Source organism: Paracoccus sp. MBLB3053, from assembly GCF_031822435.1.
GTDB classification, from domain to species: domain Bacteria; phylum Pseudomonadota; class Alphaproteobacteria; order Rhodobacterales; family Rhodobacteraceae; genus Paracoccus; species Paracoccus aurantius.
In genome coordinates this window covers 388,385-413,212 of record NZ_JAVQLW010000003.1, presented here as the reverse complement: position 1 = coordinate 413,212, position 24,828 = coordinate 388,385, and the positions used below count along the sequence as shown (strand labels likewise).

At 63.0% G+C, this 24,828-nt stretch carries 19 protein-coding genes; 3 read left to right on the top strand and 16 right to left on the bottom strand.

The annotated features are described in order from the left end of the window. Nucleotides 1–141 precede the first annotated feature (141 nt). Nucleotides 142–2,430: an arginine/lysine/ornithine decarboxylase gene (locus RGQ15_RS18430; RefSeq protein ID WP_311162191.1), complete on the bottom strand. Its 2,289-nt coding sequence runs from the start codon at nucleotides 2,428–2,430 to the stop codon at nucleotides 142–144. A gap of 848 nt (nucleotides 2,431–3,278) precedes the next feature. On the opposite strand from RGQ15_RS18430, the gene RGQ15_RS18425 reads away from it, so the two are divergent. Next, entirely contained in the window at nucleotides 3,279–4,667 is a 1,389-nt protein-coding gene (locus RGQ15_RS18425) for an ammonium transporter (protein WP_311162190.1), read from the top strand. Between the two features lie 46 nt (nucleotides 4,668–4,713). Here RGQ15_RS18425 and RGQ15_RS18420 read toward each other — a convergent pair whose 3' ends face one another. The 7 genes from RGQ15_RS18420 to RGQ15_RS18390 form a co-directional block, all read right to left on the bottom strand. After that, nucleotides 4,714–5,349: a helix-turn-helix domain-containing protein gene (locus tag RGQ15_RS18420; RefSeq protein ID WP_311162188.1), complete on the bottom strand. Its 636-nt coding sequence runs from the start codon at nucleotides 5,347–5,349 to the stop codon at nucleotides 4,714–4,716. 107 nt (nucleotides 5,350–5,456) lie between these two features. Beyond that, a complete protein-coding gene (gene purU / locus RGQ15_RS18415) occupies nucleotides 5,457–6,341 on the bottom strand; it encodes a formyltetrahydrofolate deformylase (RefSeq protein WP_311158841.1) in 885 nt (294 codons plus the stop codon). Between the two features lie 204 nt (nucleotides 6,342–6,545). After that, a complete protein-coding gene (folD, locus tag RGQ15_RS18410) occupies nucleotides 6,546–7,445 on the bottom strand; it encodes a bifunctional methylenetetrahydrofolate dehydrogenase/methenyltetrahydrofolate cyclohydrolase FolD (protein WP_311162235.1) in 900 nt (299 codons plus the stop codon). 2 nt (nucleotides 7,446–7,447) lie between these two features. Beyond that, on the bottom strand, nucleotides 7,448–8,002 hold the full coding sequence (locus tag RGQ15_RS18405) for a sarcosine oxidase subunit gamma (protein WP_311162186.1): 555 nt from the start codon (nucleotides 8,000–8,002) through the stop codon (nucleotides 7,448–7,450). Then, nucleotides 7,995–10,922: a sarcosine oxidase subunit alpha family protein gene (locus RGQ15_RS18400; RefSeq protein WP_311162185.1), complete on the bottom strand. Its 2,928-nt coding sequence runs from the start codon at nucleotides 10,920–10,922 to the stop codon at nucleotides 7,995–7,997. Before RGQ15_RS18400 ends, RGQ15_RS18405 begins: the two co-directional genes overlap by 8 nt. After that, complete coding sequence (locus tag RGQ15_RS18395; protein WP_311162184.1) at nucleotides 10,919–11,200, bottom strand: sarcosine oxidase subunit delta; 282 nt, start codon at nucleotides 11,198–11,200, stop codon at nucleotides 10,919–10,921. The genes RGQ15_RS18400 and RGQ15_RS18395 overlap by 4 nt, the downstream gene beginning before the upstream one ends. Before the next feature lie 19 nt (nucleotides 11,201–11,219). Next, the gene (locus RGQ15_RS18390; protein WP_311162183.1) at nucleotides 11,220–12,470 is read right to left on the bottom strand and encodes a sarcosine oxidase subunit beta family protein; all 1,251 of its coding nucleotides are present in this window, start codon (nucleotides 12,468–12,470) and stop codon (nucleotides 11,220–11,222) included. Between the two features lie 139 nt (nucleotides 12,471–12,609). Here RGQ15_RS18390 and RGQ15_RS18385 point away from each other — a divergent pair, with 139 nt between their 5' ends. After that, nucleotides 12,610–13,593, top strand: coding sequence for a GlxA family transcriptional regulator (locus tag RGQ15_RS18385; protein ID WP_311162182.1), 984 nt, complete (start codon nucleotides 12,610–12,612; stop codon nucleotides 13,591–13,593). Here RGQ15_RS18385 and RGQ15_RS18380 read toward each other — a convergent pair. The 6 genes from RGQ15_RS18380 to RGQ15_RS18355 all read right to left on the bottom strand — a co-directional run bounded on the left by RGQ15_RS18380 (nucleotide 13,581) and on the right by RGQ15_RS18355 (nucleotide 21,236). Then, the gene (locus tag RGQ15_RS18380) at nucleotides 13,581–14,624 is read right to left on the bottom strand and encodes a heme-dependent oxidative N-demethylase family protein (RefSeq protein ID WP_311162181.1); all 1,044 of its coding nucleotides are present in this window, start codon (nucleotides 14,622–14,624) and stop codon (nucleotides 13,581–13,583) included. The two genes, RGQ15_RS18385 and RGQ15_RS18380, sit on opposite strands and share 13 nt — an antisense overlap. A gap of 10 nt (nucleotides 14,625–14,634) precedes the next feature. After that, complete coding sequence (locus RGQ15_RS18375; protein WP_311162180.1) at nucleotides 14,635–15,564, bottom strand: PDR/VanB family oxidoreductase; 930 nt, start codon at nucleotides 15,562–15,564, stop codon at nucleotides 14,635–14,637. Next, nucleotides 15,561–16,160: a dimethylamine monooxygenase subunit DmmA family protein gene (locus RGQ15_RS18370; RefSeq protein ID WP_311162179.1), complete on the bottom strand. Its 600-nt coding sequence runs from the start codon at nucleotides 16,158–16,160 to the stop codon at nucleotides 15,561–15,563. Before RGQ15_RS18370 ends, RGQ15_RS18375 begins: the two co-directional genes overlap by 4 nt. Before the next feature lie 62 nt (nucleotides 16,161–16,222). After that, complete coding sequence (locus RGQ15_RS18365) at nucleotides 16,223–17,362, bottom strand: aminomethyltransferase family protein (protein ID WP_311162178.1); 1,140 nt, start codon at nucleotides 17,360–17,362, stop codon at nucleotides 16,223–16,225. Nucleotides 17,363–17,470: 108 nt separating this feature from the next. After that, on the bottom strand, nucleotides 17,471–19,837 hold the full coding sequence (locus tag RGQ15_RS18360) for a DUF1989 domain-containing protein (protein ID WP_311162177.1): 2,367 nt from the start codon (nucleotides 19,835–19,837) through the stop codon (nucleotides 17,471–17,473). A gap of 55 nt (nucleotides 19,838–19,892) precedes the next feature. Next, nucleotides 19,893–21,236, bottom strand: coding sequence for an NAD(P)/FAD-dependent oxidoreductase (locus RGQ15_RS18355; protein WP_311162175.1), 1,344 nt, complete (start codon nucleotides 21,234–21,236; stop codon nucleotides 19,893–19,895). A gap of 170 nt (nucleotides 21,237–21,406) precedes the next feature. Here RGQ15_RS18355 and RGQ15_RS18350 point away from each other — a divergent pair, with 170 nt between their 5' ends. Continuing rightward, on the top strand, nucleotides 21,407–22,672 hold the full coding sequence (locus RGQ15_RS18350; protein WP_311162173.1) for an ABC transporter substrate-binding protein: 1,266 nt from the start codon (nucleotides 21,407–21,409) through the stop codon (nucleotides 22,670–22,672). Here RGQ15_RS18350 and RGQ15_RS18345 read toward each other — a convergent pair. After that, a complete protein-coding gene (locus RGQ15_RS18345) occupies nucleotides 22,656–23,387 on the bottom strand; it encodes a FadR/GntR family transcriptional regulator (RefSeq protein ID WP_311162172.1) in 732 nt (243 codons plus the stop codon). The genes RGQ15_RS18350 and RGQ15_RS18345 overlap by 17 nt on opposite strands. 112 nt (nucleotides 23,388–23,499) lie before the next feature. Further along, a complete protein-coding gene (glnT, locus tag RGQ15_RS18340) occupies nucleotides 23,500–24,804 on the bottom strand; it encodes a type III glutamate--ammonia ligase (protein WP_311162171.1) in 1,305 nt (434 codons plus the stop codon). Nucleotides 24,805–24,828: the final 24 nt, after the last annotated feature.

The following is a 24,828-nucleotide window of genomic DNA, read 5'->3' as shown; positions in this document are numbered from 1 at the left end:
GCGCGAGACCTGTGGCCGTCCCCAGGATCGAAGGAAAGGGGCATTCCGGCCTTGTCCCGGCGCTCGATCAGGTCACCGAATGATGATCATTGAAAGTCTGGGTCGGTGAACAGCTTTTCACCGCCCCAGAATGCCGTTCGATCAAATCGCCACGCAATCAGCGAAATATCTGACCAGTCCGTCTTCGCCGAGTTCCTGCACAAGCCCATGAATGTCCGTCTCGAAACCGGGACATTCCCGAGCGAATTCGCGGTTGAAACGCAGATATTCGACGATCTTCCGGTTGAAGACCTCACCGGGAATGAGCAGCGGAATGCCGGGCGGATAGGGCGTGACCAGGCTTGTCGTGATGCGGCCCTCCAACTCGTCGATCGGGACGCGCTGGGTGGTGCGCTGCGCGATATGCGAAAAAGCGTCACTGGGCTTCATCGCGGGGGTCAGCTCGCTCAGATACATCTCGGTCGAAAGCACGGCGACATCATACTTGGAGTATAGCTCGTGAACGTGTTGGCACAGATCGCGCAGACCCATCCTTTCGTATCGCGGATACTTGGCGCAGAATTCCGGCATCGTCCGCCACATCGGCTGGTTCTTGGCGTAATCGTCCTTGAACTGCTGAAGTGCGGTCAGAAGTGTATTCCAGCGGCCCTTGGTGATGCCGATCGTGAACATGATGAAGAAGCTGTAAAGCCCCGTCTTTTCGACCACGACGCCATGCTCTGCCAGATACTTGGTGACGATGGACGCGGGAATCCCGGTTTCCTCGAAGCGGCCGTCGAGATTGAGCCCGGGGGTGACGATTGTCGTCTTGATCGGGTCGAGCATGTTGAAGCCCGGCGCCATGTCGCCGAACCCGTGCCAGGCATCCTCGCCGTCGCGCTGGACGCCTTCGGCATCGGTGCGGCGCAGGATCCAGTCCTTGGCGCGGCCGATGCCCTCTTCTTCGGGGGCGTCGGGGCCCCAGACCTGGAACCACCAGTCATCCTCGCCGAACTCGGCATCCACCTTGCTCATGGCGCGGCGGAAATCCATCGCCTCGGCGATGCTTTCCTCGACGAGCGCCGTGCCCGAGGGTGGCTCCATCATGGCGGCGGCGACATCGCAGCTCGCGATGATCGAATATTGCGGGCTGGTCGAGGTGTGCATCAGATAGGCTTCGTTGAAGAGATGCCTGTCTAGCTTGGTATCCTGCGAATCCTGCACGAGGACATGGCTCGCCTGGCTGATCCCGGCGAGCAGCTTGTGGATCGACTGCGTCGCATAGGTCACCGAATGCTTGGTGCGCGCGCGTTTGCGGCCCATGGCATGAAAATGGCCGTAGAACGGATGGAAGGCCGCGTGCGGAAGCCATGCCTCGTCGAAATGCAGGTTTTCGACATATCCGTCGAGCAGCCCCTTGATCGTCTCGGTATTGTAGAGAACACCATCATAGGTCGACTGCGTCAGCGTCATGATGCGCGGCTTGACCGTTTCGGCATCGACGCCTTCCAGAAGCGGATTGGCGCGGATCTTGGCCTTGATCGTCTCTGGTTCGAACTCGCTATGCGGAATCGGGCCGATAATGCCGAAATGGTTGCGGGTGGGGCGCAGGAAGACCGGCACCGCCCCGGTCATGATGATCGAATGCAGGATCGACTTGTGGCAGTTGCGGTCGACGACCACGACATCGCCCGGCGCGACGGTATGGTGCCAGACCATCTTGTTCGAGGTCGAGGTGCCATTCGTCACGAAGAAGCAGTGATCGGCATTGAAGATGCGCGCCGCGTTACGTTCCGACGCGCCGATCGCTCCGTTATGATCCAGAAGCTGACCGAGTTCCTCGACCGCATTGCAGACATCGGCGCGCAGCATGTTCTCACCGTAGAACTGGTGATACATCTGCCCGATCGGGCTTTTCAGAAATGCAACGCCGCCCGAATGTCCTGGGCAGTGCCACGAATATGACCCGTCCTCGGCGTAGTCCAAAAGTGCCTTGAAGAAGGGCGGCTGGATGCCTTCGAGATAGCTTTTCGCCTCGCGGATGATATGGCGGGCAACGAATTCCGGCGTATCCTCGAACATGTGGATGAAGCCGTGCAATTCGCGCAGGATGTCGTTCGGAATATGTCGACTGGTCTTGGTTTCGCCATAGACATAGATCGGCACGTCCTCGTTCTTGCGCCGCACCTCGTGGATGAAATTCCGCAGGTCGGTGATGACCGGATCATCGTCCGGGCCGGGGCTGAACTCTTCATCGTCGATCGACAGGACAAAGGCGCTGGCGCGAGACTGCTGCTGGGCGAATTGTGACAGATCGCCATAGCTTGTCACCCCAAGAACCTCGAAACCCTCTTTCTCGATGGCTTCGGCCATGGCCCTGATACCGGAGCCGGATGAATTCTCCGAGCGGAAATCTTCGTCGATGATGACGATGGGGAAACGAAATTTCATGGCATTCTCCGGGAGGTGCAGCCGATCTGGAAGACACGCGTTGTCATGGTCGATCCCTCTTGCTGCTGGGTCGTCTGATTTGGGACCTTCGCGCGTTTCTTTCGTCTGAACGTTCTCACGTCAAGGGCCCAAGGATGCGGACGGTCGAAGATAGGTTACCGCCTTGGCTTCCTGCGACGATAGTCCTTCGCGATCATGACGTGAAGGTGAACGGGCGGGATGTTGGCCATCGAGGTGGAGCTTGTCGCTTCGACCTCGGACCGTACAGGAACCCCCGATGACCAAGAGTGAGGAATGGATCGCCGCTGGTGCGACAGACACTAAGGCGTGGAACCTGCCGAAGCTGCGGCGACCGATGCCACCTCTCTCACCCAGCGGCCAGGCGGTTGGATGCGGCCATAGTCGCCGTGGCCGCGGCGCGTCGATGTCGTCGGGATAATCCCTGATGATGCCTCGATCATGCGTCTGATCGGCGCGCATGGCATTGGTCATCCACCGACGGTCGGGCTGGCTGCCTCCGAGCATTCCCTGAACCTTCTCGGCTGGTCCGAACCCAATGCCGCGACCAATCCGCATCAAGCACGTTTCCGTCGGTCGCCTGCATATTCATCGGTCCATCTCGATCGGTGCGCGGAAATGGCCGCGATTCTGGCCAGGCACGTCTTGCCCTAGCTGCACAGTTCCTGCGCATTCGTTCCACAATGAGGGCGGGAGGGGCGAAATCTGACGTTGAATCCGGCACGAAGGAAAGTTTCTTTTAAAAGGAATTAATTCACCCAAGGGAAATTTGCGACGGGATGCGAGCGTGGCCCCCATCGTTTCCGTGAATTTCACACCGAGGGTAAGGCATGAACCTGAAGAAAGCCTCTTTGGCCCTGCTTGTGGCCGCATTTCCCGGGCTCGGCATCGCGCAGGAAGCGGCGCCGGCGCTGAGTGCCGGAGATACCGCCTTCGTGGCGACCTGTTCGCTGATCGTGATGCTGATGATGTTGCCAGGGCTGGGCCTGTTCTATGCAGGCATGGCCCGCAGCAAGAACGTCCTGTCCGTTCTGACACAGATCCTGGCATCGATCTCGCTAATATGCGTGCTGTGGACGGCCTACGGCTACTCCCTGACCTTCGACGGCGAGACCTCGCTGAACGCTGTGATCGGAGGAACGGCGAAACTGTTCATGGCCGGGGTGACCCAGGACAGCATGGTCGGCACGATCCCCGAATATCTCTACATGCTCTTCATGATGCTCTTTGCCGCGATCACGCCGCCGATCATCGTGGGGGCCTTTGCCGAGCGGATGAAATTCGCGGCCGTGCTGATCTTCATGGGTATCTGGTTGACCATCAACTACATTCCGATGGCCCACATGGCCTGGGGCGGAGGCTGGGTCTTCAATGTCGGCGTGATGGATTTCGCGGGCGGAAACGTCGTGCACCTGAATGCGGGTGTGGCCGCTTTGGTATGCGCCCTCGTCCTCGGACCGCGCCGGGGTTACGGCACGCAGATGATGGCGCCGCACAATATGACCATGACCTATACCGGCGGGGCGATGCTCTGGGTCGGATGGCTGGCCTTCTGCGGTGGCTGCGCGCTGGCGGCGAATGGTTTCGCGACTCTCATCATGCTCAACACCATGCTGGGCGGGGCAGGCGGTGCACTCGGCTGGATGGCCATCGAATGGGTCCATCGCAAGCGGCCGAGCACCTTCGGAATGCTTTCGGGCACGATTGCCGGGCTTGTCGCCGTGACCCCGGCCTGCGGGTTCGTCGGTCCTGCCGGGGCGCTTGCGATCGGGTTCCTGGTGACCCCGCTTTGCGTCTTCTTCGTTGAATCGGTCAAGCGCACCTTCGGCTACGACGATTCCTTCGACGTCTTCGGCGTGCATGGTGTGGCGGCCTTTGTGGGCGGCATCCTGACGGTGGTTTTCGCGGCGCCTGGTCTTGGCGGCCTGGGCTATGCCGAGGATCGGACCATGCTGTCCCAGATGGTGCCGCAGATCGCGATCATGGGGTTCAGCATCCTCGTTTCGGCGGTGACCACCTTCATCGCCCTCAAAATCGCCGATATTCTGGTCGGGCTGCGTGTCGAGCAGGAAAGCGAGTTCGAGGGCCTCGACACGAGCGAGCATGGCGAGGTCGGCTATCGGTTGGGGGAGGGCGTCTATGGTGGGGCACCGCTTCCCCTGCACGAGGAACAGCCAGCCCTGAAACCAGCCGTTTCTATGTCCAAGCAGGCGCAGTAAGTCGCCCGTGATGGATGTGCTCCGGGCGCCAGGGCGCCCGGAGTTTTCATTTGCTTTGCGGATAGGTGATGATCGACAGGTAGCGTGCGGGCAGGGTCGTCAGGTCCACCGGGCCATGCGGCGCATCGGCATCGAACAGCAGCGTGTCGCCGGGTTCCAACTGATAGACCTGTTCGCCATGCCGGTAGCCGACCACACCTTCCAGCATGTAGAGCAATTCGATTCCCTCGTGCTGGAACATGGGAAAGCGGTCGCTTTCGGTCGTGAGAGTGATCATGTAGGGCTCCACCACGACCCCGGAACTGTTCGAGCCGATATGGCCCAGCAAGTGATACTGGTGGCCGGCACGGGTCCCGGCCCGCTCGATCTCGACGCCCGCGCCCGCCTTGACATGCATCGCTCCCCTTGGTTCGGCATAGCCCGCGAAAAGCTGCACAAGCGGGACGCGAAGCGCGTTGGCAAGGGCCTGAAGCGTGGTGAGCGAGGGCGAGATCAACCCATTCTCGATCTTCGACAGCATCCCTGTCGAAATGCCCGTCTGGACGGAGAGTTCGGCGACAGTCATGCGCTGGCGCTTGCGCAGGTCGCGCACGACACGACCGATCGCGACCTCGAGATTTCTCTCGGGAATGTCGCGCAAGGCATGGGGATTCTGGGTCAGTTTCTCGGCGTTCTCGGCCATTCTGCATTCCTGTATTTCCTGTGAAGAAACATACAGGCTCGGTGGCGGCCGAACAATCGCGGATTCGGATCGGGGGCAGGGCCAGCCCACCCCCATTCAACCTCCGCTCAGCCCATTCTTTCGCTGGCGTATGAACCTGGGGATGCGGGGAAGACGACGGTCTTGTTTCCGTTGAGGAATGCGCGGCGGTGGATATGGGCGTGGATGGCGCGGGCGAGGACCTGGCTTTCGACGTCGCGGCCGAGCGAGACATAGTCCTCGGGCGACTGGGCATGGGTGACGCGGATGATGTCCTGCTCGATGATCGGGCCCTCGTCGAGATCGCCGGTGACGTAATGGCTGGTCGCGCCGATCAGCTTCACGCCGCGCTCGAAGGCCTGCTTGTAGGGATTGGCGCCCTTGAAGCTGGGCAGGAACGAATGGTGGATGTTGATGATCCGGCCCGACATCTTGCGGCACATCTCGTCCGAGAGCACCTGCATGTAGCGCGCCAGCACGATCAGCTCGGCCCCGGTTTCCTCGACCAGGGCCATGATCCGGGCCTCGGCCTCGGGCTTGTTCTCGCGGGTCACCTTGATGCAGTGGAAGGGAATGTCGTGGTTCACCACCACCTTCTGGTAATCCATGTGGTTCGAGATCACCGCCACGATGTCGATCGGCAGGGCGCCGATGCGCCAGCGATAGAGCAGGTCGTTCAGGCAATGGCCGAAGCGCGAGACCATGATGATGACCTTCATCTTCTCGGTCTCGTCATGGAAGGCATAGCTCATGCCGAAGGCGCGGGCGGCCTCGTCGAGGCCCTGGGTCAGCTGCTCGAGCCCGGTGCCCGCTTCCGAGACGAAGCTGACCCGCATGAAGAAGCGCCCGGTCTCGGCATCGTCGAATTGCGAGCTGTCGGTGATGTTGCAGCCCTGGCCGGCAAGATAGGTCGAGATCGCCGCCACGATGCCCCGCGTCGAGGGGCAGGTGACAGTCAGGCAGTATTTCGTCATCCGGGTCTCCACTGTCTTTCGCGCGCAGGCGGGTCTTCGCCTTTGCCTGGTTCATTCCCCCGCCGGGGAGGAGGGCGCCCTGCGCGCCCCATCGAGGGCCGCGCCGGGCGGGGGGCGACGCCCCCGGGCACAAGGATCGGCGCTCGGGGGGCGGTCATCCCTGGGGCGATCATGCCTGGGGCGATCATCCCCGGGCGGTCATTCTCAGGCCGTCAGGCCCTCGGGTTCGGGCAGGCCATTCGCCCGGCAGCAGGCGGTCAGCGTATTGGCCAGAAGGCAGGCGATGGTCATCGGCCCGACACCGCCCGGCACCGGGGTGATCGCGCCCGCGACCCTGGCCGCACTGTCGAAGTCCACATCGCCGACCAGCCGGGTGCGGCCGTCTTCCTCGATGCGGTTGATGCCGACGTCGATCACGGTCGCGCCGGGCTTGATCCAGTCGCCGGGGATCATCCGCGGGCGCCCCACCGCCGCGACCAGGATATCCGCGCGGCGGCAGAGTTCGGCCAGATCCTTGGTGCGGCTATGGGCGATCGTCACCGTGCAGCTGTCACCCAAAAGCAGCTGCGCCATCGGCTTGCCGACGATGTTCGAGCGCCCGACCACGACCGCGTTCAGCCCGGAAAGATCGCCCAGCCGGTCGCGCAGCATCATCAGGCAGCCCAGCGGCGTGCAGGGCACCATCGATTTCTGCCCGGTGCCGAGAAGCCCCACGTTCAGGACATGGAACCCGTCCACATCCTTGCCCGGCGCGATCGCGTTGATCACCGCATCGGCATCAAGATGGCCCGGCAGCGGCAGCTGCACCAGGATCCCGTGCACCGCCGGATCGGCATTGAGATCGGCCACCTTCGCCATCAAGGCATCCTGCGTGGTCTCGGCCGGGAGCTTGTGTTCCCAGGAATTCATCCCCGCCTCGCGGGTCTGGATGCCCTTGTTCCGGACATAGACCTCCGAGGCCGGGTCCTCGCCCACAAGCACCACGGCAAGGCCCGGCACGATCCCCTGCCCCTTCAGACGCGCCACGCCCGACGCGACATCGCCCCGAATCCGAGCCGCAAAGGCCTTGCCATCAATCAGTTCTGCCGTCCCGATCTGGTCCAGGGTCACGCCACTTCCTCCAGCCGTTCGGCCGCCTCGGTCAGCCCGTGCCAGAGAGAGCCCGCGGCGGAGCGCATGCCGAGGATCGCCATGCGGGTCTCGGCGCGGCGGATGACGTAGACGCTCATGTGATGAAAGCCGGTGCGGGTTGCAGCGCCCGGGGCGAAGCGCCGGGGATCGATATTGACCAGCTTTTCCGTCAGCGCAACCAGACTGCGGGCCGGCCCCTCGATCTCGAAGGCCACGAAGCCGTCTGTCTGTTCGGTCACCGAACATCCCGGCGCGCGGGCGGCCAGCAGGGACGCGACATCCTCGGCAGCACGGCCGGGATATTCGATCATCCATTGCTCGGGGCCAGTCCAGAAGGCCGCGACGCCCTCGCTTTCGGTCCAGCCACCCGGGCCGGGCAATTCGAGACCCAGCTGCGGGGGCGATGCGTCCTGCCGCAGCGCCAACGAGGCAAGGCCGAGCGTCGCGTCCTCGCGGATCGAAAGCGAGCCGATGCGGTGCATCGCCGCCTTTGCCGATCCAAGAGCGCAGATGGGGGCGAGATCAGTCACGCACACGTTCTCCTTCGGGATCTACGAAATGAGGCGAGACGACGCGCATGCGCACGCTTTGCCCCTGCAGCGGATTGGCCGCGACGATCACTTCACCCTGTCGTGACTCGCCATTTTCAAGGAAGGCAAGGCCAATCGCGCTTCCCACATGAGGCGAATGACAGGCCGAGGTGATCCAGCCTTGATCCGTCCAGGTGTTCTGGGCGCTGCCTTCGGAAAAGAGATGCGAGCCCGCGACGACGGGCTCGGCGGGATCGACTGGCTCTAGGCCGACCAGGACGCGGGCCTCGGCCCGAAGCCCCTCGCGGCGCGACATCACCGCGCCGATGGAATCCTTCTTGCCCGAGATCATCCGGCCCATGCCCAGCATCTGCGCGGTGCTCTGGCCGTTCAGTTCATTCCCCGCCGCATGACCCTTTTCGATGCGCAAGACGCCAAGTGCCTCGGTCCCATAGGGGGTGGCGCCAAGATCCGCGCCGACCTGCACCAGCCGCGCGATCAGCGCATTGCCATAGCGGGCCGGGACGGCGACTTCATAGGCCAGCTCGCCCGAGAAGGAGATCCGGAAGAGCCGCGCCCGAAGTCCGCCGCAGACTGTGAGACTGGCGCAGGCCATGAAGGGAAAGGCCTCATTCGAGAGGTCAAACCCGTCCACCACGCGCGCGAGCAGCTTGCGGGCATTCGGTCCCGCGACCGATAACTGCGCCCAGGCATCCGTTGTCGAGATCAGTTGCACGTCGAGTTCGGGCCAGAGGCATTGGCGACAGAACTCCATATGGCGATAGACCGTGCCCGCGTTTGCGGTCGTGGTCGTGACGACGTAATGCGTTTCACCCAGTCGGGCGCATGTGCCGTCATCCCAGGCGAAACCGTCCTCGCGCAGCATCAGGCCATAGCGGACCATCCCCGTTTTCAGGCTTTTCATCGCATTGGCATAGACCCGGTCGAGAAATTCCGCCGCATCCGCGCCCTGTACGTCGATCTTGCCCAAGGTGGTCACGTCGCAGATGCCGACGCCCTTGCGGGTGGCGAGCACTTCGCGGTCAACGGTTTCGCGCCAGCTCGTCTCGCCCGAAAGGGGGAAATATTGCGCGCGCATCCATTGCCCTACCTCGATGAAGGCCGCGCCCTGCGCCTTGGCCCATTCATGGCTGGGGGTCAGCCGGCGCGGGCGGAAATGCGGCCCGGTATCGCCGCCGCCCAGAACCGAAAGCGAAACCGGCGTATAGGGCGGGCGGAAGACCGTCGTGCCGGTCGCCTGGATCGACTGGCCGGTCAGTTCCGACATTATGGCCATGGCCGTGACATTCGCGGTCTTGCCCTGATCCGTCGCCATGCCAAGCGTGGTCCACCGCTTGAGATGTTCGACAGGCCGCATGTTTTCCTGATGCGCCAGCTTGATGTCCTTGACCGTCACGTCGTTCTGGAAATCGACCCATGCGCGGGAGTTCCCCGGCACGTGCCAGAAGGGACGCAGGTTCGCGGCAGAGTCCTCTGTCTCGGGCAGGTCGGGCAGATGGGCCTTTATCCCGATCTCGTCCAGCGCGGTGACGGCTGCTGCCGCCCCAGAATTCAGCGCCTGCGCAGCCGAGCCCATGCCCGCCGCAGCGCCCGCCGGGATCAGGCCCGCAGGGCCGCCTTCACCGGCGACGAAGGCCTGCACCGTCTCGTTCCAGACCGGCCGGCCGCGATGGTGCGAGGCAATCTGGATGTTCGGGTTCCAGCCGCCTGCGATACCGAGCGCGCCGCATTCCAGCCACTCCGTCCGGCCATCTGCCTCGACCGCGATACGGGTAAGGCCAAGGCGCCCCTTGCTGTCGGTGACCTTGCCCGCGGTGATGACCCGGTAGTCGCGTGAAGCGGAATCCGGCCGCGTGTCGATCACGGCGGCAATCTCGATTCCCTTGGCGATCAGGTCGCGGGCGGTCCGGTGGCCATCCTCGCTATTCGTGAAAATCGCGACTCGTTTCGCGGGGCAGGCGGCCCAGCGATTGGCATAGGCCCGCATCGCGCCCGAAAGCATGATACCGGGCCGGTCGTTATTGGCGAAGGGGATATGCCGTTCGGTTGCGCCCGTAGCAAGGATCGCGCGCTTGGCCGTGATCCGCCACAGTGTCTGGCGGACCCGCTTGGCGGGATCCGCGAGATTTTCCGAAACGCGCTCGACCGCACCGTAGATGCCATGGTCGAAGGCGCCCCAGACGGTGGTGCGGCGCAGGATGCGGAGGTTCGGAAGGCTCTCGAACTCGGCCTCAAGCCCTGCGATCCACTCCGATGCCGGGCGATCAAGCGGGGCGCTTTCGGCCAGCAGGCGACCACCAAGGCGGAAATCCTCGTCGGCCAGGATGACCTGCGCACCGCTCCGCGCGGCCGTCAAGGCCGCCGCCAGTCCCGCCGCGCCACCACCGATCACGAGCAAGTCGCAATGCAGGAAACCAGCGTCATAGCTGTCGGGATCGGGCTCGCACGACAGCGCGCCCAGGCCGGCGGCACGCCGGATCGCGGGTTCGTACAGCTTTTCCCAGAAGGCGCGGGGCCACATGAAGGTCTTGTAATAGAAGCCTGCCGCGAAAAACGGCGACATCAGGTCGTTGACGGCCATCAGGTCGAAGCCCAGCGAACCCACGCGGTTCTGGCTGTGCGCCTCAAGCCCGTCGAAAAGCTCAACCACAGTGGCGCGGGAGTTCGGCTCCCGCCGGGCGGCGGAATTGAGCGTCACGAGCGCGCTGGGTTCTTCCGAACCTGCCGAGAACACGCCGCGCGGGCGATGATACTTGAAGCTGCGCGCCATCAATCGCACGTCATTGGCCAGCAGCGCCGAGGCCAGAGTGTCGCCGGCATGGCCGGTATAGGTCCTGCCGTCAAAGGTGAAGTTGAGTTTGCGGCCGCGATCGATCAGGCCACCGGACAAACGCGTCATGCGGCACCCCCCTTCCGTGCGTCTCGGGCCAGTTCAGCGCCCAGGATCTCATGCGTCAGGGTATTGCGGGTGACGACCAGCCAAGAACGGTCGCCCTGTTCGTGAAACCACAGTTCGCGGTGGATGCCGGCTGGATTGTCGCGCAGGTGGACATATTCATGAAATCGCGCGGCAGCGTCCGGGGCCATGCCATCGGGACGATCCAGAAGCTTGGCATCGCCGAGATAGGTGAATTCCGAGGAATCGCGAAGGCCGAGAAGGGGGTGGGGGATCAGCATGACGGTTTTGCTCCGGGCCTCAATGCAGATTGGGCGTGGCGCCCATGCCTTTTTCGTCGATGGGATAGCCGCGCTCGAAACGGTCGAGGCGCATGAACCGCGCGGTTTCGTGGGGCGTATCGGTAGCCATGAGATGGGCGAAGGCATAGCCCGAGGCGGGCGTCGCCTTGAAGCCGCCGTAGCACCATCCCGCGTTCAGATAGAGTCCCTCGACCGGGGTTCGGTCGATGATCGGGGTGCCGTCCATCGACATGTCCATGATCCCGCCCCAAGCTCGCAGCAGACGTGCCCGGCCGATCATCGGCATCAGGGCCATGCCACCCTGGGCCACGTCCTCGATCACCGCCATGTTGCCGCGCTGCGCGTAGGAATTGTAGCCGTCTATATCGCCGCCGAAGACGAGACCGCCCTTGTCGGATTGGCTGACGTAGAAATGCCCCGCGCCAAAGGTGATGACGCCGTCGATCACCGGTTTCAGCCCTTCGGACACGAAGGCCTGCAGGACGTGGCTTTCGATCGGCAGGCGCATCCCGGCCAACCCCATCACCCGTCCTGACGAACCGGCAACCGCGACGCCCACTTTGCCCGCCATGATCGTGCCGCGCGATGTCTCGACCCCGCGGACGCGGCCGTTCTCGATCTGAAAACCTGTAACCTCGCAATTCTGGATCAAGTCGACTCCGGCCAGATCCGCGCCGCGTGCATAGCCCCATGCTACGCCGTCATGGCGTGCGGTTCCGGCGCGGCGCTGCAGAAGCCCGCCCTTGATCGGGAAGCGCGCATTGTCGAAGTTCAGCCAAGGATACATCGCGCGCACCCCATCCTGATCCAGCAGTTCGGCATCGGCCCCTGCCAGCAGCATCGCATTGCCACGACGACGATAGGCGTCGCGCTGACCGTCGCTATGGATCAGGTTCAGGATGCCTCGCTGGCTGACCATCGCATTGAAGTTGAATTCCTGTTCCAGACCTTCCCAGAGCTTCATCGAGAACTCATAAAAGGGCTCATTGCCCGGCAGCATGTAGTTCGAACGGATGATCGTCGTGTTCCGACCGATATTGCCCGAGCCGAGCCAGCCTTTCTCGAGAACGGCGATGCGGGATTGCCTGAACGAATTCGCCAGGTAATAGGCCGTCGCGAGCCCATGTCCGCCGCCGCCGACGATGATGTAATCATAGGCGGGCTGCGGATCGGGATTGCGCCAGATCGGCTTCCAGCCCTTGTGGCCGGTCAGCGCCTCCTTGATTACCCTGAAACCTGAATATCGCACGGATCTTCCGTCCCTGATTCTTGTCCTTGGGTATATGATAGCCCCGCGCCTTCGGCCGCATTTGCCTGTCACTGACAGTTTCTTGCTTTTCCAGGACATCGACGTCAATAATGTTCGTGAGAGTAAAAATTGTTTAGAAATGGCTCCGGCGCCCAACCCCTTCCGCATCGGCTTCGTTCTGACGCCCGACTATTCGCTTATGTCGCTGACAGCGGCGGTCGAACCATTGCGGGCCGCCAACCACCTCGCAGGGCGCGAACTGTACAGGCCCAGCTACTACTCGATCGCGGGCGGATTTGCGGCGTCGACATCAGGCGGCGGGTTTCAGACCGCGCCGATGGATGAGGTCGGTGCCCTTGATCTTGCGCTGGTGGTTGCGGGCGGCAATCCGATGCTCTCGCGCGATACAGGAGTGGCACGCGGATTGCGCGCGTTGTCGGTGCGCAAGGTGCCACTTGGCGGCATTTCGGGCGGGGCGGCCATTCTCGCGCGGCTGGGCATGATGGAGGGCAGGCGCTTCACCCTGCACTGGGCTCATATCGATGCCCTTGCAGAGCTGATGCCCGACCTGCTGATCGAACGCGCGCTTTACGTGATGGACCGCGACCGGCTGACATGCGCTGGCGGGATCGCGGCGCTTGACATGATGTGCGCATTGATCGCACGCGATCACGATGCGAGCTTCGCACGACAGGTTGCCGAGTGGTTCATTCACAAAAGCCCCCGCATGGCGGATGAGCCGCAGCTTTCCCCGACTGCAGAACGGCTCGAAATTCGGCATCCCGCGCTGATCCAGGCCGTCGAGCTGATGTTCGGACATCTGGCAGATCCGCTTTCACCCGACCAGATCGCCGGACAGATCGGCTGCAGCGCGCGGCAATTGCAGCGCCTTTTCCAGGCCGAGCTGGGCGCCTCGATGATGGATTACTACCGCGATTTGAGGCTTGGGAAGGCGCGAGAGCTTGTCGGTCAGTCCAGCCTTGCGATGCTGGACATCGCGCTTGTTACGGGCTTCACCAGTGCCGCGCATTTCTCGCGGGTGTATTCCGCACGCTTTGGCTTGCCGCCCATGCGTGAACGGCAGGCCTTGCGCCATCGTCGGGGCCGGGATCAGTCGGGATAGATTCCGGGCGAGGTCGGCTGACCGTCATCGAATTGCGAAAGATAGTCGACGATCAGCGGGCGGTTGACGACGAATCCCTTATAGCTGGCCAGATCCTCGGGTAGATCCCGGATCACCCGATGCAGCCTTCGACCCCACTTCGGAATGGTCACGATATCTTCCAGTGAACACAGGTAACAGCGGATCGGAAATGCAAGCGCATTTGAGCGCGGTAACCGCCAGAAGCTTTGCAGCTCGACCCTGAGATATTGCCGTCCACCCACATTCTCGGCAGTCACGCTGCGTTTTTCCGGCCCCCATTCGGGATAGGTCTCGGGCGAGGTGTCGAGACGCGGATTGACCGTCATCGTCCAGTTGAGTCTGCGGGCGGGGCTGTCTTGCTGGACGTTCAGGAGGAATTTCAGCGCACGTTGAAAGATGCCCATTTCAGCCGCGCGGGGCACCGGGGCGTGCCATTCGAAGAAGTTCATCCCGATATCGAAGTCAAGGCTCCAGTCGGCCTGGCTGGTGACCATGCCGGCATCCATCCAGAGATTTCCCTCCCTCTGGTCGAGGACGGCAAAATCTCCCTGGGTCTGGCGGGTGATGTATTCCATCGGGCCGAAGGGCAGGGTCGAGTCGTCAAGGAAGGTGAAGCTGTCGTCGAGCCCCATCGGGCGGTTCACCCAACGCCAGCGTTCGCCGTCACGCGTCAGCTGGAAAAGGTCGGGATAATCTTGGGCCTTGCAGGTCATGATCAGTTCGAGAAGATCCCACCCGGCAAGGCGCATATGGGGCAGGGACTGGCAGCGTGCCGGATCGCGCGCCAGCGTGATCGCGCGATCCTCCATCTCGGACAGGTAGTGTTCGTCGACGTCGAAGCGGCGCTTGAACACGCTGTCATCGGGCCCTGTCGCGCGATGCGGCTCCATGTTCACCGAGTACATGTATTCGTCGCGGTCGAACGGAAACGGGAAGCGACGGATCGCGGCGGGCGAATTGTGAAAACTGTAATCGCCGCGGAACGTTTCCTTGTTGAAGCTGATGGTCATACGCGCCCTCTTATCGGTCGATGGTCAGAAGCGCGCCGCGAAAACGCGAGACGCAGGGCATGATCTTCGAGCAATGCTCGGCCGGATCGAGCCAGTGGTCGTGATGCTCGATCTCTCCGTCGCAAGCCAGAATATCGGTTTCGCACTGTCCGCATGCGCCGCCGCGGCAAAGCCAGGGGGTGTCGATTCCCGCGGCCTCAAGCGCTTCGAGCAGGCTTTGATGCGCGCCGACCGTCAGGGTCTTGTCGCTGCGCGCGCAATTCACCTCGAAGGGGACACCCGGCGCGGGGGCGAGGAACTCCTCGCTATGCAGCGCATCCTTGGGCCAGCCGAGAGCGCTGGCTTCGGTCAGAACGCCTTCGATCATCCGAGCCGAACCGCAGACGTAAAGATGGGTGCCAAGCGGCTGGGTGGAAAGGATCTCGGTCAAATTCATTCGCGAGCCTTCGTCGCTGACATGGACCTGCGCCGCATCCGGAATTGCCAGCGCAGGCAGTTCGTTGCGGCTTCGAATGGCCAGGTGCAGCTCGAACGGGGCATGCAGGCGGACCACCTCGTGCAGCTGGGAAAGGAATGGCGTGATGCCCACCCCGCCCGCGATCATGAGGTGCTTGCGCGCCGTCAGGTTCAGGCCGAACAGGTTCACAGGCGCGCCGATCTGCAGCATCATGCCGGGCTGCGCCTTTTCATGCAGAAAGTTCGACCCGCCGCGGCCCTGATCTTCGCGCTGGACGGCGATCTCGTAGCCCGAACTGTCCTGCGGGTCCGAGATCAGCGAATAGGCGTTGCGGCGCAGCACCTCGCCATCCCGCATGGTGACCATGACATGTGCGCCCCCGGAAAAGACGGGCAGCGACCGTCCTTCGGGATGCTCAAAGCGAAAGCGGGTGATCCTGGGCGAAACGGGTTGCTTTTGGGTCAGTCTCAGAACCTGCGTCATTGGCTGATCTCCTGGGCTTCGGGCACGATCCCGGGTGTCTCGGCATCCACGCAGACGCCCTGATAAGCCCCCAGTCGCCGTGAGAAGTGATCGCGAACGTAAAGCGATCGGCTGCAGCCGGGGCAGCAATAGGGATCGCTGGTGACCCCCTCGGTAATGGCCTTGCAGTGCACGCACTGCATGCGCCGAGCCGGGCTGCCGCGACGCTCGGTCTGTATCGCGCCCGGCGGCAGGCCCGCAGTCTGGAGCACTGCGACCGCCTGGTCGATCAGATCCTCGGCGCCCGCGATATAGGCCTGCAGGCCCATCCGGGCCTCGGCAAGGAGGCCGCGAAGGGCGGCGGGCAACTCGGTTCTTGCCCCGATCTCGACCAGCCTTGCGGGCTGCAAGTCGCGGATCGCAGCCGTGGCATCGCTGCCCGAGCAAATGAGGATGGTTGATCGAGGCATCAGTTCGGGCGCGAGCTTGGCCAGCGACAACAAAGCCGCGCTGCCAGCTTCATCCGCGATCATGAGCGCGCTTGCACAGGGCCGCGCCTGAAGTGGTGCATGGCGCGGGCGGCTTGCAAAGACGGTGTCAGGAACAGAAATCGTCATCATGTCTTCTCGGGCTGGGTGGTGACTTGGGCCGGGGCGGTGCAAACCCCGGCCCGGGGGCCTCAGCCCTTGGCGGTGCGGCGCTTCTTCTCGGGGTCGAAGAAGGGCATGGCAGACGTGGTGGCCGCGATCTCGCCATGGGTGGCGCAGTTCACGCTAAGCCTGGTTCCGACAATCGCGCAATCGACCGGCAGGCGCGCGATCGCGACAGTCCAATTGTTGAGCGGCGAATGCATCGCCTGGGTCACGACGCCCACTTTCTGGCCGTCGCGATAGACAGGTGCCCCGTTCCCCGGAACCTTGTCGCCCTCAAGCTTCAGGCCCCAGATCTTGAAACGTTCCTTGCCTTTCAGGCGGTAATGTTCATCCGCGCCCCGAAAGCCGGTCTTGCCCGGCGACACCGTGAAGTCGAGACCCAATTCCCACAGCGTGTCGCCGCAGGGGTCATTTTCGAACGGGTACATCTCGGAATTGTCATAAGGGAAGAACAGCAGGTAGCTTTCCGTGCGCAGCATATCGAGGGTGGTGAACCGGCAGGGGATGATGCCCGTCTCGGCGCCTTCCTCAAGAATGCGGTCCCAGATCATCGGCGCGTCCTGACCGCGAACGAAAAGCTCGTAGCCGCGCTCACCGGTATAGCCGGTGCGCGAGATCATCGCCGGCTTGCCGAAGATCGAGGTCTGCAGATGCGCGAAATAAGGCAGGTCACGAATGCCGGGGACATGCTTTTGGAGGTAGTCGACGGCCAGCGGTCCTTGCAGCGACAGGTCGTGCAGGTTGTCATCGAAACGCAGCGACACGTCGCGCCCCGAGGCCGCCATGCTCAGCTGCTCGTGCCCTTGCCCCGAGCCGTGGACGACCATGAAGGCGTTGGGGCCGGTGCGGTAGATCACGCAATCGTCGATGAACTTGCCGCCATCGTTGAGCATGGTGGCATAGACCGAGCGGCCGGGCATCAGCTTTTCGATGTTGCGCGTGGTCGCGCGTTCGATCACATGGCTTGCGGCGGGACCGCTCAGATGCACCTTCTTGAGGCCCGAGACATCCATCAGCCCCGCCTTGGTGCGGATCGCCATGTATTCGGCATCGGGGTCGCTTTTGGCATAGGACCATGCGGTGCCCATACCGCTCCAGTCCTCAAGGTCCGAGCCAAGCGCGCGATGCCGGTCGGATAGCGTCGAGAAGCGCCAGGAATTCGTCATGTCTAAGTTCTCCCAATCTGTCGTTGTCGTCACTGGGGCAATTCGGGCCGTTCGCGCCAACCGAGGACAGGACCCCAGGGTCGCATCGGCCCGCCCAGAGATTTGTTTTCAGCCCAGTCGCGGCCTTTCCTTTTTCGGGTCGTAATGGGGAAAGGCGGTGATGCGGGCGGGCAGGCGTTTCTGCTGCCCGTCAAGTTTGCCGATCTCGATCTCGCTGCCCTCGGCGGCATGGGTCACGTCGACCCTCGCCAGTGCGATCTGTCGGCCAAGCAGCGGCGACCACATGGCCGAGGTGATCTCGCCCACCTGCGCGCGACCGACATGCAGGCTATCTCCGTGATGCGCAGGAATACGGCTGTCGATTTCAAGCCCCACGAGCTTCCAGCGTGGATGTTCCTTGCGCCGCAGCAAGGCATCGCGCCCGATGAAATCGTCGGTCTTGGATTTCAGCGGCACGGTAAAGCCGATCCCGGCCTCGAACGGGTCGGTCTGGTCGCTGAACTCGTAATCGGCAAAGATCAGCCCCGCTTCGATCCGCAGAAGATCCAGCGCGGCAAGTCCCATCGGCCGGATGCCGCGGGATGCCCCGGCCTCATGGATTGCCGAAAAGACCGCCGCGCCGTCCTTGGGATGGCAGAAGATCTCGTAGCCCAGCTCGCCCGTATAGCCTGTGCGCGAGACCACCACGGGCGCACCTTCGGGGCCGCCGATGCGGCCCGGCGTCCAGCGGAACCAGCCCAGTTCCGTGATCGCGGTCTGATGCGGCGCGGTCCAGACCGCCTTGTCCATCACCTTGCGGCTTAGCGGTCCCTGGACCGCCAGATTGTGAAGCTGGTCGGTCGAGGCGCGGATCATCACGTTCAGACCCAGCTCGGCGGCCTGTTCGCGCATCCAATCCCCGCCGAAATCGCTGCCGCCGATCCAGCGGAAGCGGTCCGGCCCCATGCGGAACAGCGTGCCGTCGTCGATCATCCCGCCATGCGGGTAGCACATCGCGGAGTAGACGACCTGACCCGCGCCCAGCTTCGTGACGTCTCGTGTCAGCACCCATTGCAGCAGAGCCTCGCTGTCGGGGCCGGTGACCTCGAACTTGCGCAGCGCCGAAAGGTCCATCATCGCCACGCCCTCGCGGCAGGCGCGATATTCTTCTTCGGGAGAGGAATTGGGGAAGGTGTTGGGCAGCCAGAACCCCTTGTAGTCGATGAATTCCCGCGTGATCGCGGCGAACTGGTCGTGGAACGTGGTCTGGCGGGTCATGATGGGTTCGCTATCCGGCATGGGGCGCCAGGCGACGGCGCGCTGGAAACGCTCGGTGGCGGCATAGCTGCGGACATGGATGTCCGAAAGGTGCCAGCCATTCGCGGCGGTGGTGTCATCTGGGCAGGCCGACGAGACGCAGACGATATCGGTCAGCGCCCGCAGCAGCACGTAATCGCCGGGCCGGGACCAAGGCTCGTCCGTCATCAGCAAGCCATGGGCATCGATCCAGGTGTTGAAGAAGAAATTCGCGGCCATCCATCCCTTGCGCGGCGCGACCCCGAAACCCTCCAGCGCCGCGTTGAAATTGTCCGAGCAATTGGCATGGCCAGGATAGCCGATATCGTCGTAATACTTGGCCGAGCAGGCCATGGCGAAGGCGTCATGCCGGCCGCAGGTATCCTGAACGACCTCGATCAGCGGCGTCATGTCCTGGTCGAAATATTTCGAATGCAGCCCCGGCATCGGGTAGCTGTGCCCAAGGACCGTTCGCGTCGTGGTCACATCCAGCGGATTCTGGATACCGTGATCCAGCTTGCGGGCGTCGAAGCACTGGAAATCGGTGCATTGACGCCCGTCCACGTCGAGGATCTGCACATATTCGCCCGCGCGCACGAGATAGCCCTCGGCGGTCGCGGATTTCACCCGCAGGTCAAGGATCGGATCGGCCAGCGGATCGGGCAGATCGTGGCCCACCTTGCCCTCAGGGTCCGCACGCTCGATCAGCAGCGTGAGGGGGCTTGCGGTCTCGCCGCTTTCCGGATGCATCGGCAGGGCGGGGGCGGCGACGACCAGCCAACCCGCGCCGGGGGCGGTGAATTCGGCGCTGTCCCCTGCGGGGCTGTCCGCGCCGAACAGCGTGACGGCGCAGGGGGCGGAAAGATCTATGCCGCGCGCCGCGATGCTGCGTGCCAGCCGCGCAAGGGTGGGTTCATCCGAGGAAAGGCTGCGGCGCAGGCCATGCGGTTCGGAAAGCGCCGCGCCAAGCGACAGGATGCGGCCCTGCAGGTCGGATAGGACCAGCTCGGCGCGCTGCCCGCCCTCGGCATTGATGATGCTGAAACGGTCGCCCTCGGCCAGGGCGAGCATCAGGGCGCCGCCACCCGCCACGACATGCCGTTCGCGGGCCGTGCCGCGCGCGGGTCCGTCAAGGCGGCGCAGCCCGCCGGGGCTTGCCGGTCCTGGTCGAAACAGGCGGGGGTAGGTGATGCTGTTCACGGCATCTGTCCCTTCTTTGAGGGGCGGCGCGGAGCCTTTCCGCGCCGTCGATGGCTCAGTTGCGCAGATAGGCTTCCATGGAATCGTCCAGCGCATCTTTCCATGGCGTGTGATGCGGCGGGGCGATGGTCCCGGTCATCACCGAGCGATAGGAATGGTTGCGGAAGGCCATGATGTCCTCGGCCTTGTGGTGCTTCCATTCGAAGAATGCCTCGCAGGCGCCATCGACGTCGAAATCGGGATAGTCGGTTTCGGCGATCAATTCCTTGACGTAATCGCCCTGGTAGAGGATCGCGTATTTCGTCCCGTCCTCGGCTTCCTCGCGTGTCTCGCGGGCGGCGACATCGGCCATCAGGGTCTGCTTGTCACCCGGCATGGTGATCCTGCCCAGGATGATGTCGCGGACGTACCAGGCCTGGGCGTCGAACATGTTGAAGGTGAACCACTGGTCCTGCATGCCAAGGTAGAAGAGCTGCGGGTTGTGGACATAGGCCACGCCCTTGTACAGGTCGGCCGTCGCCAGCCGGTTCGCCGTCTTCAGCCGCAGGTCGTCGGGCAGGAAGGGGAAATAGTGCCGGTAGCCCGTGCACAGGATGATCGCGTCGACATGTTTCGAGGTCCCGTCCTTGAAGAAGGCGGTCTTGCCCTCGACCTTGACCAGCGCGGGCTTTTCTTCCCAGTTGTCCGGCCAGTTGAACCCCATGGGCGCAGATCGATAGCACGACGTGACGGTCTTCGCGCCGTATTTCCAGCATTGTGAGCCGACATCCTCGGCCGAATAGGAGGAGCCGACGACCAGCACATCCTGGCCTTCGAACTCGCGGGCGTCGCGGAAGTCATGGGCGTGGACTATCCGGCCGTAGAACTGGTCGAAGCCGGGATATTCGGGCACGTTCGGGCTTGAGAAATGCCCTGAGGCGACGATCACGTGATCGAAGCGCTCCTTGTAGACATGGTCCTGCTCCATGTCGTGGACGGTGATGGTGAAGTCCTCGGACTCGGGGTTGAACTCGACCCAACGCACCACGGTCGAGAAGCGGATCCAGTCGCGCACCCCAGCCCTTTTCACACGGCCCTCGATATAATCGAACATCACGGCGCGGGGTGGATATGAGGCGATCTGGCGGCCGAAATGTTCCTCGAAGGAATAATCGGCGAACTCCAGCCCCTCCTTCGGACCATTGGCCCAGAGATAGCGATACATCGAGCCATGAACCGGCTCGCCGTGCTCGTCGGTCCCCGTGCGCCATGTGTAATTCCAAAGCCCACCCCAGTTTGACTGTTTTTCGAAGCAGACCACTTCGGGGATGGAAGCGCCTTTCCGTGCGGCGGATTGGAAGGCTCGGAGTTGCGCAAGACCGGAAGGCCCGGCGCCGATCACGGCGACACGCTGAGTCATCTGGAATCCCTGTCTGTTTTGGTTTGGACCGAAATCTATGTTTGATCCATTTGGTATGATCCAATTGGGAGACCAGATCGCCTGTCAGTCAATAATTTTTCTTCCTGTGAATGAATAATCTCTGCCGTTCACCCTTCGACAGGCGACAGGACGCGCGGTAGGCTCGGATTATGACCACTTCTCTGGCACAGCGCCTGGCAATGACCGGAAATATGCCACGCAGCATGCTGCGCGGGCAGGAGACGGTACGAATCGGTTTTCTGGCACCGCTCACCGGGCCGTCCGCGCCCTGGGGGCGGCCGGGCCTTGAAGGCTGTCAGATCTGGACGGATTGGGTGAACGGGCAAGGCGGGTTGCCTGTCCTGGGCAGACGAAGGCCGGTCGCGATCATTGCCCGAGATGCCGCCATATCGGCCGAGGAGACACGCGTGGCTGCCCGGGAACTGGTCGAGGATCACGGGGTCTGCCTGCTCTTGGGACTCGGCGGAGACAGCCTTGCCCCGGCCTTGCCCTGGCTGATGGCGCGACGGGTGTTGACGACGACACTCTTGCCGTTCGACTTGTCACCGCAAACACCCAGCCTGATTGCCCCTGCCGAGATTCACCCACTTTTCGTCGTGACGGGGGTGGAATGGCTCGCCGAGCAGCGACCGGACCTGCGCCGGGTCGCCCTGTGCAGCCAGGATGACATGATGGGGCGACCTTCGCTGGCGACCTATCGCGCGGCCTTCGCCGCGAAGGGCAGGAAAGTGGTAAGTGAAATCAGCTACGATCCTGCCGAACGCGATGCCAGGGCCATTGTCGGCGCGATGCTGAAAGCCGACCCGCAAGTGATCTGCTGGTGCTCGTCCGAACCGCATATGGTGCATGCCCTGACCGAGGCCGCCTTCGATGCCGGGTTCAGAGGCCCTATCCTTTCCTGCACGGGTGACAATTACCAGCGGATGGTCGGCCGCACCTCGCCGGACTTCATGGAAAATTTCATCTTTCAGTTTCCGGATTTCGACGATCCGAAGCTTGAGGGAACGGCGTTCTTCTTTCGCCGCCCATCGGCCTTTCATGCCGCCTATGCCGATCGCTTTCCCGGGCATTGGTCAGCGGTCAGCTGGGAATATGCCTCGGTTCTGGATCTGTGGCAGGCCGCGGTGGAAATTTGCGGTCGAACCGATTCCATGTCGGTCCTGGGCGCGATGAAACGCGGCGGACAGATGATGCAGGCGTTCGGGCCGGCGCGGTGGTACGGAGAAGCCTTGTTCGGCATCGATCATGCCTTGATCGGGCGCTGGCCGGTGGTTCGGATCGAAAAGGGCAAGGCGCGCATTCAGGCCTTCCTTTCGGTTCTCGACTGGTTGGAGCGGCACGAAGAGCTGCTGCTGGCAGAGTTGGCCAGTCTGGGCCTCCTCTGGACGCAGCGGACAATCATCCCTCCTGCATGAGCAGGTCCTGCTCCTCGAGCAAGGATTGCTGTACGAGCTCCAGCGCGCGCGGGATGTCCCGTTCCGACACTGCGTCGGCCAGTGCTGCGTAACCTGTGCGCAGGCGCTGAATGTTATCGGGCGTGAGACGTCGGCGTTGCAGCCCGTCCCGATGGCGCTGCCGGCCCGCCTTGATCACCAGGTTCAAGCAGGCCAGCAGAAGCGGATTGCCCGTCCCCTCAGCAAGGATCAGGCGGAATTCGTCTTCCATCCGGGCAAAGCGGGCGGGTTCGTTGGTGGCCTGCATCCGGGCAAGAACACCGTTCAGACGGTCGATCCCAAGCGGAGGGATGTTGATGATGGCAAGCCGGATCATCTCGGGCTCTAGAATACCGCGGACCACCTGCAGGTGCAGCGGCCCGGTGGCTGCAATGACCGGCGCGGCCTCGTCCCACTCGCCCGGTTCGGAGACGTAGGACCCCGCTCCCGCCCGGCGGCTGATCAGGCCCTTGCGGACCAGGATGTCCAGCGCTTCGCGCAGGGTGTTACGGGCAACGCGAAGGCTGCTTGCCAACTGGCGTTCCGAGGGCAGGCGGCTGCCCGGCGGATAGTCACCCGATGCAATGCGCGCGCCTAGCGCTTCGGTCACCAACTGCACGGCCGGACCGGCATCGGGAATTTCATAATCCGCGGCCTCAAGAAACGGGCCGCGGTTCTGGGGCTGCAATAGGCTCACGTCGCGTTCCTGGCTGCCGGGCAGGTCGATCCTGAACGACGGGGGCCTGTCTTGCAAGAGAGATGAACCAAAAGAGTGAACCGGTTGAACCAGTTTTCCGGTGGGGTTTGGATCAGATGTCCAGGGTGTTGTCCCGTTCCCACTGCGACAGATGGGCGGAATAGGCGTTCCACTCCTGGGTCTTGAGCTTCACATAAGCTGCCGAGAACGCCTCGCCCATGGCCGACTTCAACCCCTCGTCCTCATCATAGGCGCGGATTGCATCCAGCAGGTTCAGGGGCAGCTTGGGTGCATCGGTGACGGTATGGCCTTCGGCATACATGTCTATATCCCAGCGACGACCGGGGTCGGCCTTGCTTCTGAGCCCCCGCAGACCGGCCGCGATGATGACCGCCTGAAGCAGGTAGGGGTTCACCGCGCCGTCAGGCAGGCGCAGTTCGAACCGTCCCGGGCCGGGGACGCGGACCATGTGGGTGCGGTTGTTGCCCGTCCAGGTCACCGTATTCGGAGCCCAGGTTGCCCCCGAAACGGTGCGGGGCGCGTTGATGCGCTTGTAGCTGTTCACCGTCGGGTTCGTGATCGCGGCCAACGCCGAGGCATGGGCCATGATTCCGCCCAGGAAATGGCGACCGTCCTCCGACAGGCTCAACTCCTTGCTGTCGTCGGCGAAGGCATTCTTGCCATCCTTGGTCCAGACCGAGATATGGGCGTGGCAACCGTTCCCGGTCAGCCCCATGATGGGCTTGGGCATGAACGTCGCGCGAAGCCCGTGCTTTTCGGCAATCGAACGGGTCATGAACTTGAAGAAGCTGTGCTTGTCCGCGGTGGCCAGCGCTCCGTCATATTTCCAGTTCATCTCGAACTGGCCGTTCGCATCCTCGTGGTCGTTCTGGTAGGGCTCCCAGCCTAGTTCCAGCATGTAGTCGCAGATCTCAGCGATGACATCATAGCGGCGCATCACGGCCTGCTGGTCGTAACATGGTTTCACCGCAGTGTCGGAAGGGTCCGAAATCTCGGTGCCTTCGGGAGTCAAAAGAAAGAACTCGGGCTCCACCCCCGTCTTGATTTCCAGCCCCATCTCGGCGGCTTCGCCGATCAGGCGGGTCAGCACATTGCGTGGTGCCTGCTCCAGCGGGCCATTGCCCGACATGACGCAGTTTGATGCCACCCATGCGACATCCCTTTTCCACGGCAGCTGAATCACCGACGACGGGTCGGGCACGGCCAGCATGTCAGGATGTGCGGGGGTCAGGTCGAGCCAGGTCGCGAATCCGGCAAAGCCCGCGCCGTCCTTGGCCATATCCGCGATTGCCGGGGCGGGCACGAGCTTGGCGCGTTGTCCGCCGAACAGGTCGGTATATGAGATCATGAAATACTTGATGCCCTTGGCGCGGGCGAATTCGGCAAGATCAGTCATCTGGTTGTACCCTGTTGCGTGAGA

What these genes read in the sequence shown, in the direction of transcription:
- RGQ15_RS18365 (WP_311162178.1), bottom strand. Translation starts at nt 17,362, where the DNA reads ATGACGAATTCCTGGCGCTTCTCGACGCTATCCGACCGGCATCGCGCG.
- RGQ15_RS18395 (WP_311162184.1), bottom strand. Translation starts at nt 11,200, where the DNA reads ATGCTGATCCCCCACCCCCTTCTCGGCCTTCGCGATTCCTCGGAATTC.
- purU (WP_311158841.1), bottom strand. Translation starts at nt 6,341, where the DNA reads ATGACGAAATACTGCCTGACTGTCACCTGCCCCTCGACGCGGGGCATC.
- glnT (WP_311162171.1), bottom strand. Translation starts at nt 24,804, where the DNA reads ATGACTGATCTTGCCGAATTCGCCCGCGCCAAGGGCATCAAGTATTTC.
- RGQ15_RS18380 (WP_311162181.1), bottom strand. Translation starts at nt 14,624, where the DNA reads ATGACCATCAGCTTCAACAAGGAAACGTTCCGCGGCGATTACAGTTTT.
- RGQ15_RS18425 (WP_311162190.1), top strand. Translation starts at nt 3,279, where the DNA reads ATGAACCTGAAGAAAGCCTCTTTGGCCCTGCTTGTGGCCGCATTTCCC.
- RGQ15_RS18400 (WP_311162185.1), bottom strand. Translation starts at nt 10,922, where the DNA reads ATGACGCGTTTGTCCGGTGGCCTGATCGATCGCGGCCGCAAACTCAAC.
- RGQ15_RS18375 (WP_311162180.1), bottom strand. Translation starts at nt 15,564, where the DNA reads ATGACGCAGGTTCTGAGACTGACCCAAAAGCAACCCGTTTCGCCCAGG.
- RGQ15_RS18385 (WP_311162182.1), top strand. Translation starts at nt 12,610, where the DNA reads ATGGCTCCGGCGCCCAACCCCTTCCGCATCGGCTTCGTTCTGACGCCC.
- RGQ15_RS18430 (WP_311162191.1), bottom strand. Translation starts at nt 2,430, where the DNA reads ATGAAATTTCGTTTCCCCATCGTCATCATCGACGAAGATTTCCGCTCG.
- RGQ15_RS18350 (WP_311162173.1), top strand. Translation starts at nt 21,407, where the DNA reads ATGACCACTTCTCTGGCACAGCGCCTGGCAATGACCGGAAATATGCCA.
- RGQ15_RS18370 (WP_311162179.1), bottom strand. Translation starts at nt 16,160, where the DNA reads ATGACGATTTCTGTTCCTGACACCGTCTTTGCAAGCCGCCCGCGCCAT.
- RGQ15_RS18355 (WP_311162175.1), bottom strand. Translation starts at nt 21,236, where the DNA reads ATGACTCAGCGTGTCGCCGTGATCGGCGCCGGGCCTTCCGGTCTTGCG.
- RGQ15_RS18420 (WP_311162188.1), bottom strand. Translation starts at nt 5,349, where the DNA reads ATGGCCGAGAACGCCGAGAAACTGACCCAGAATCCCCATGCCTTGCGC.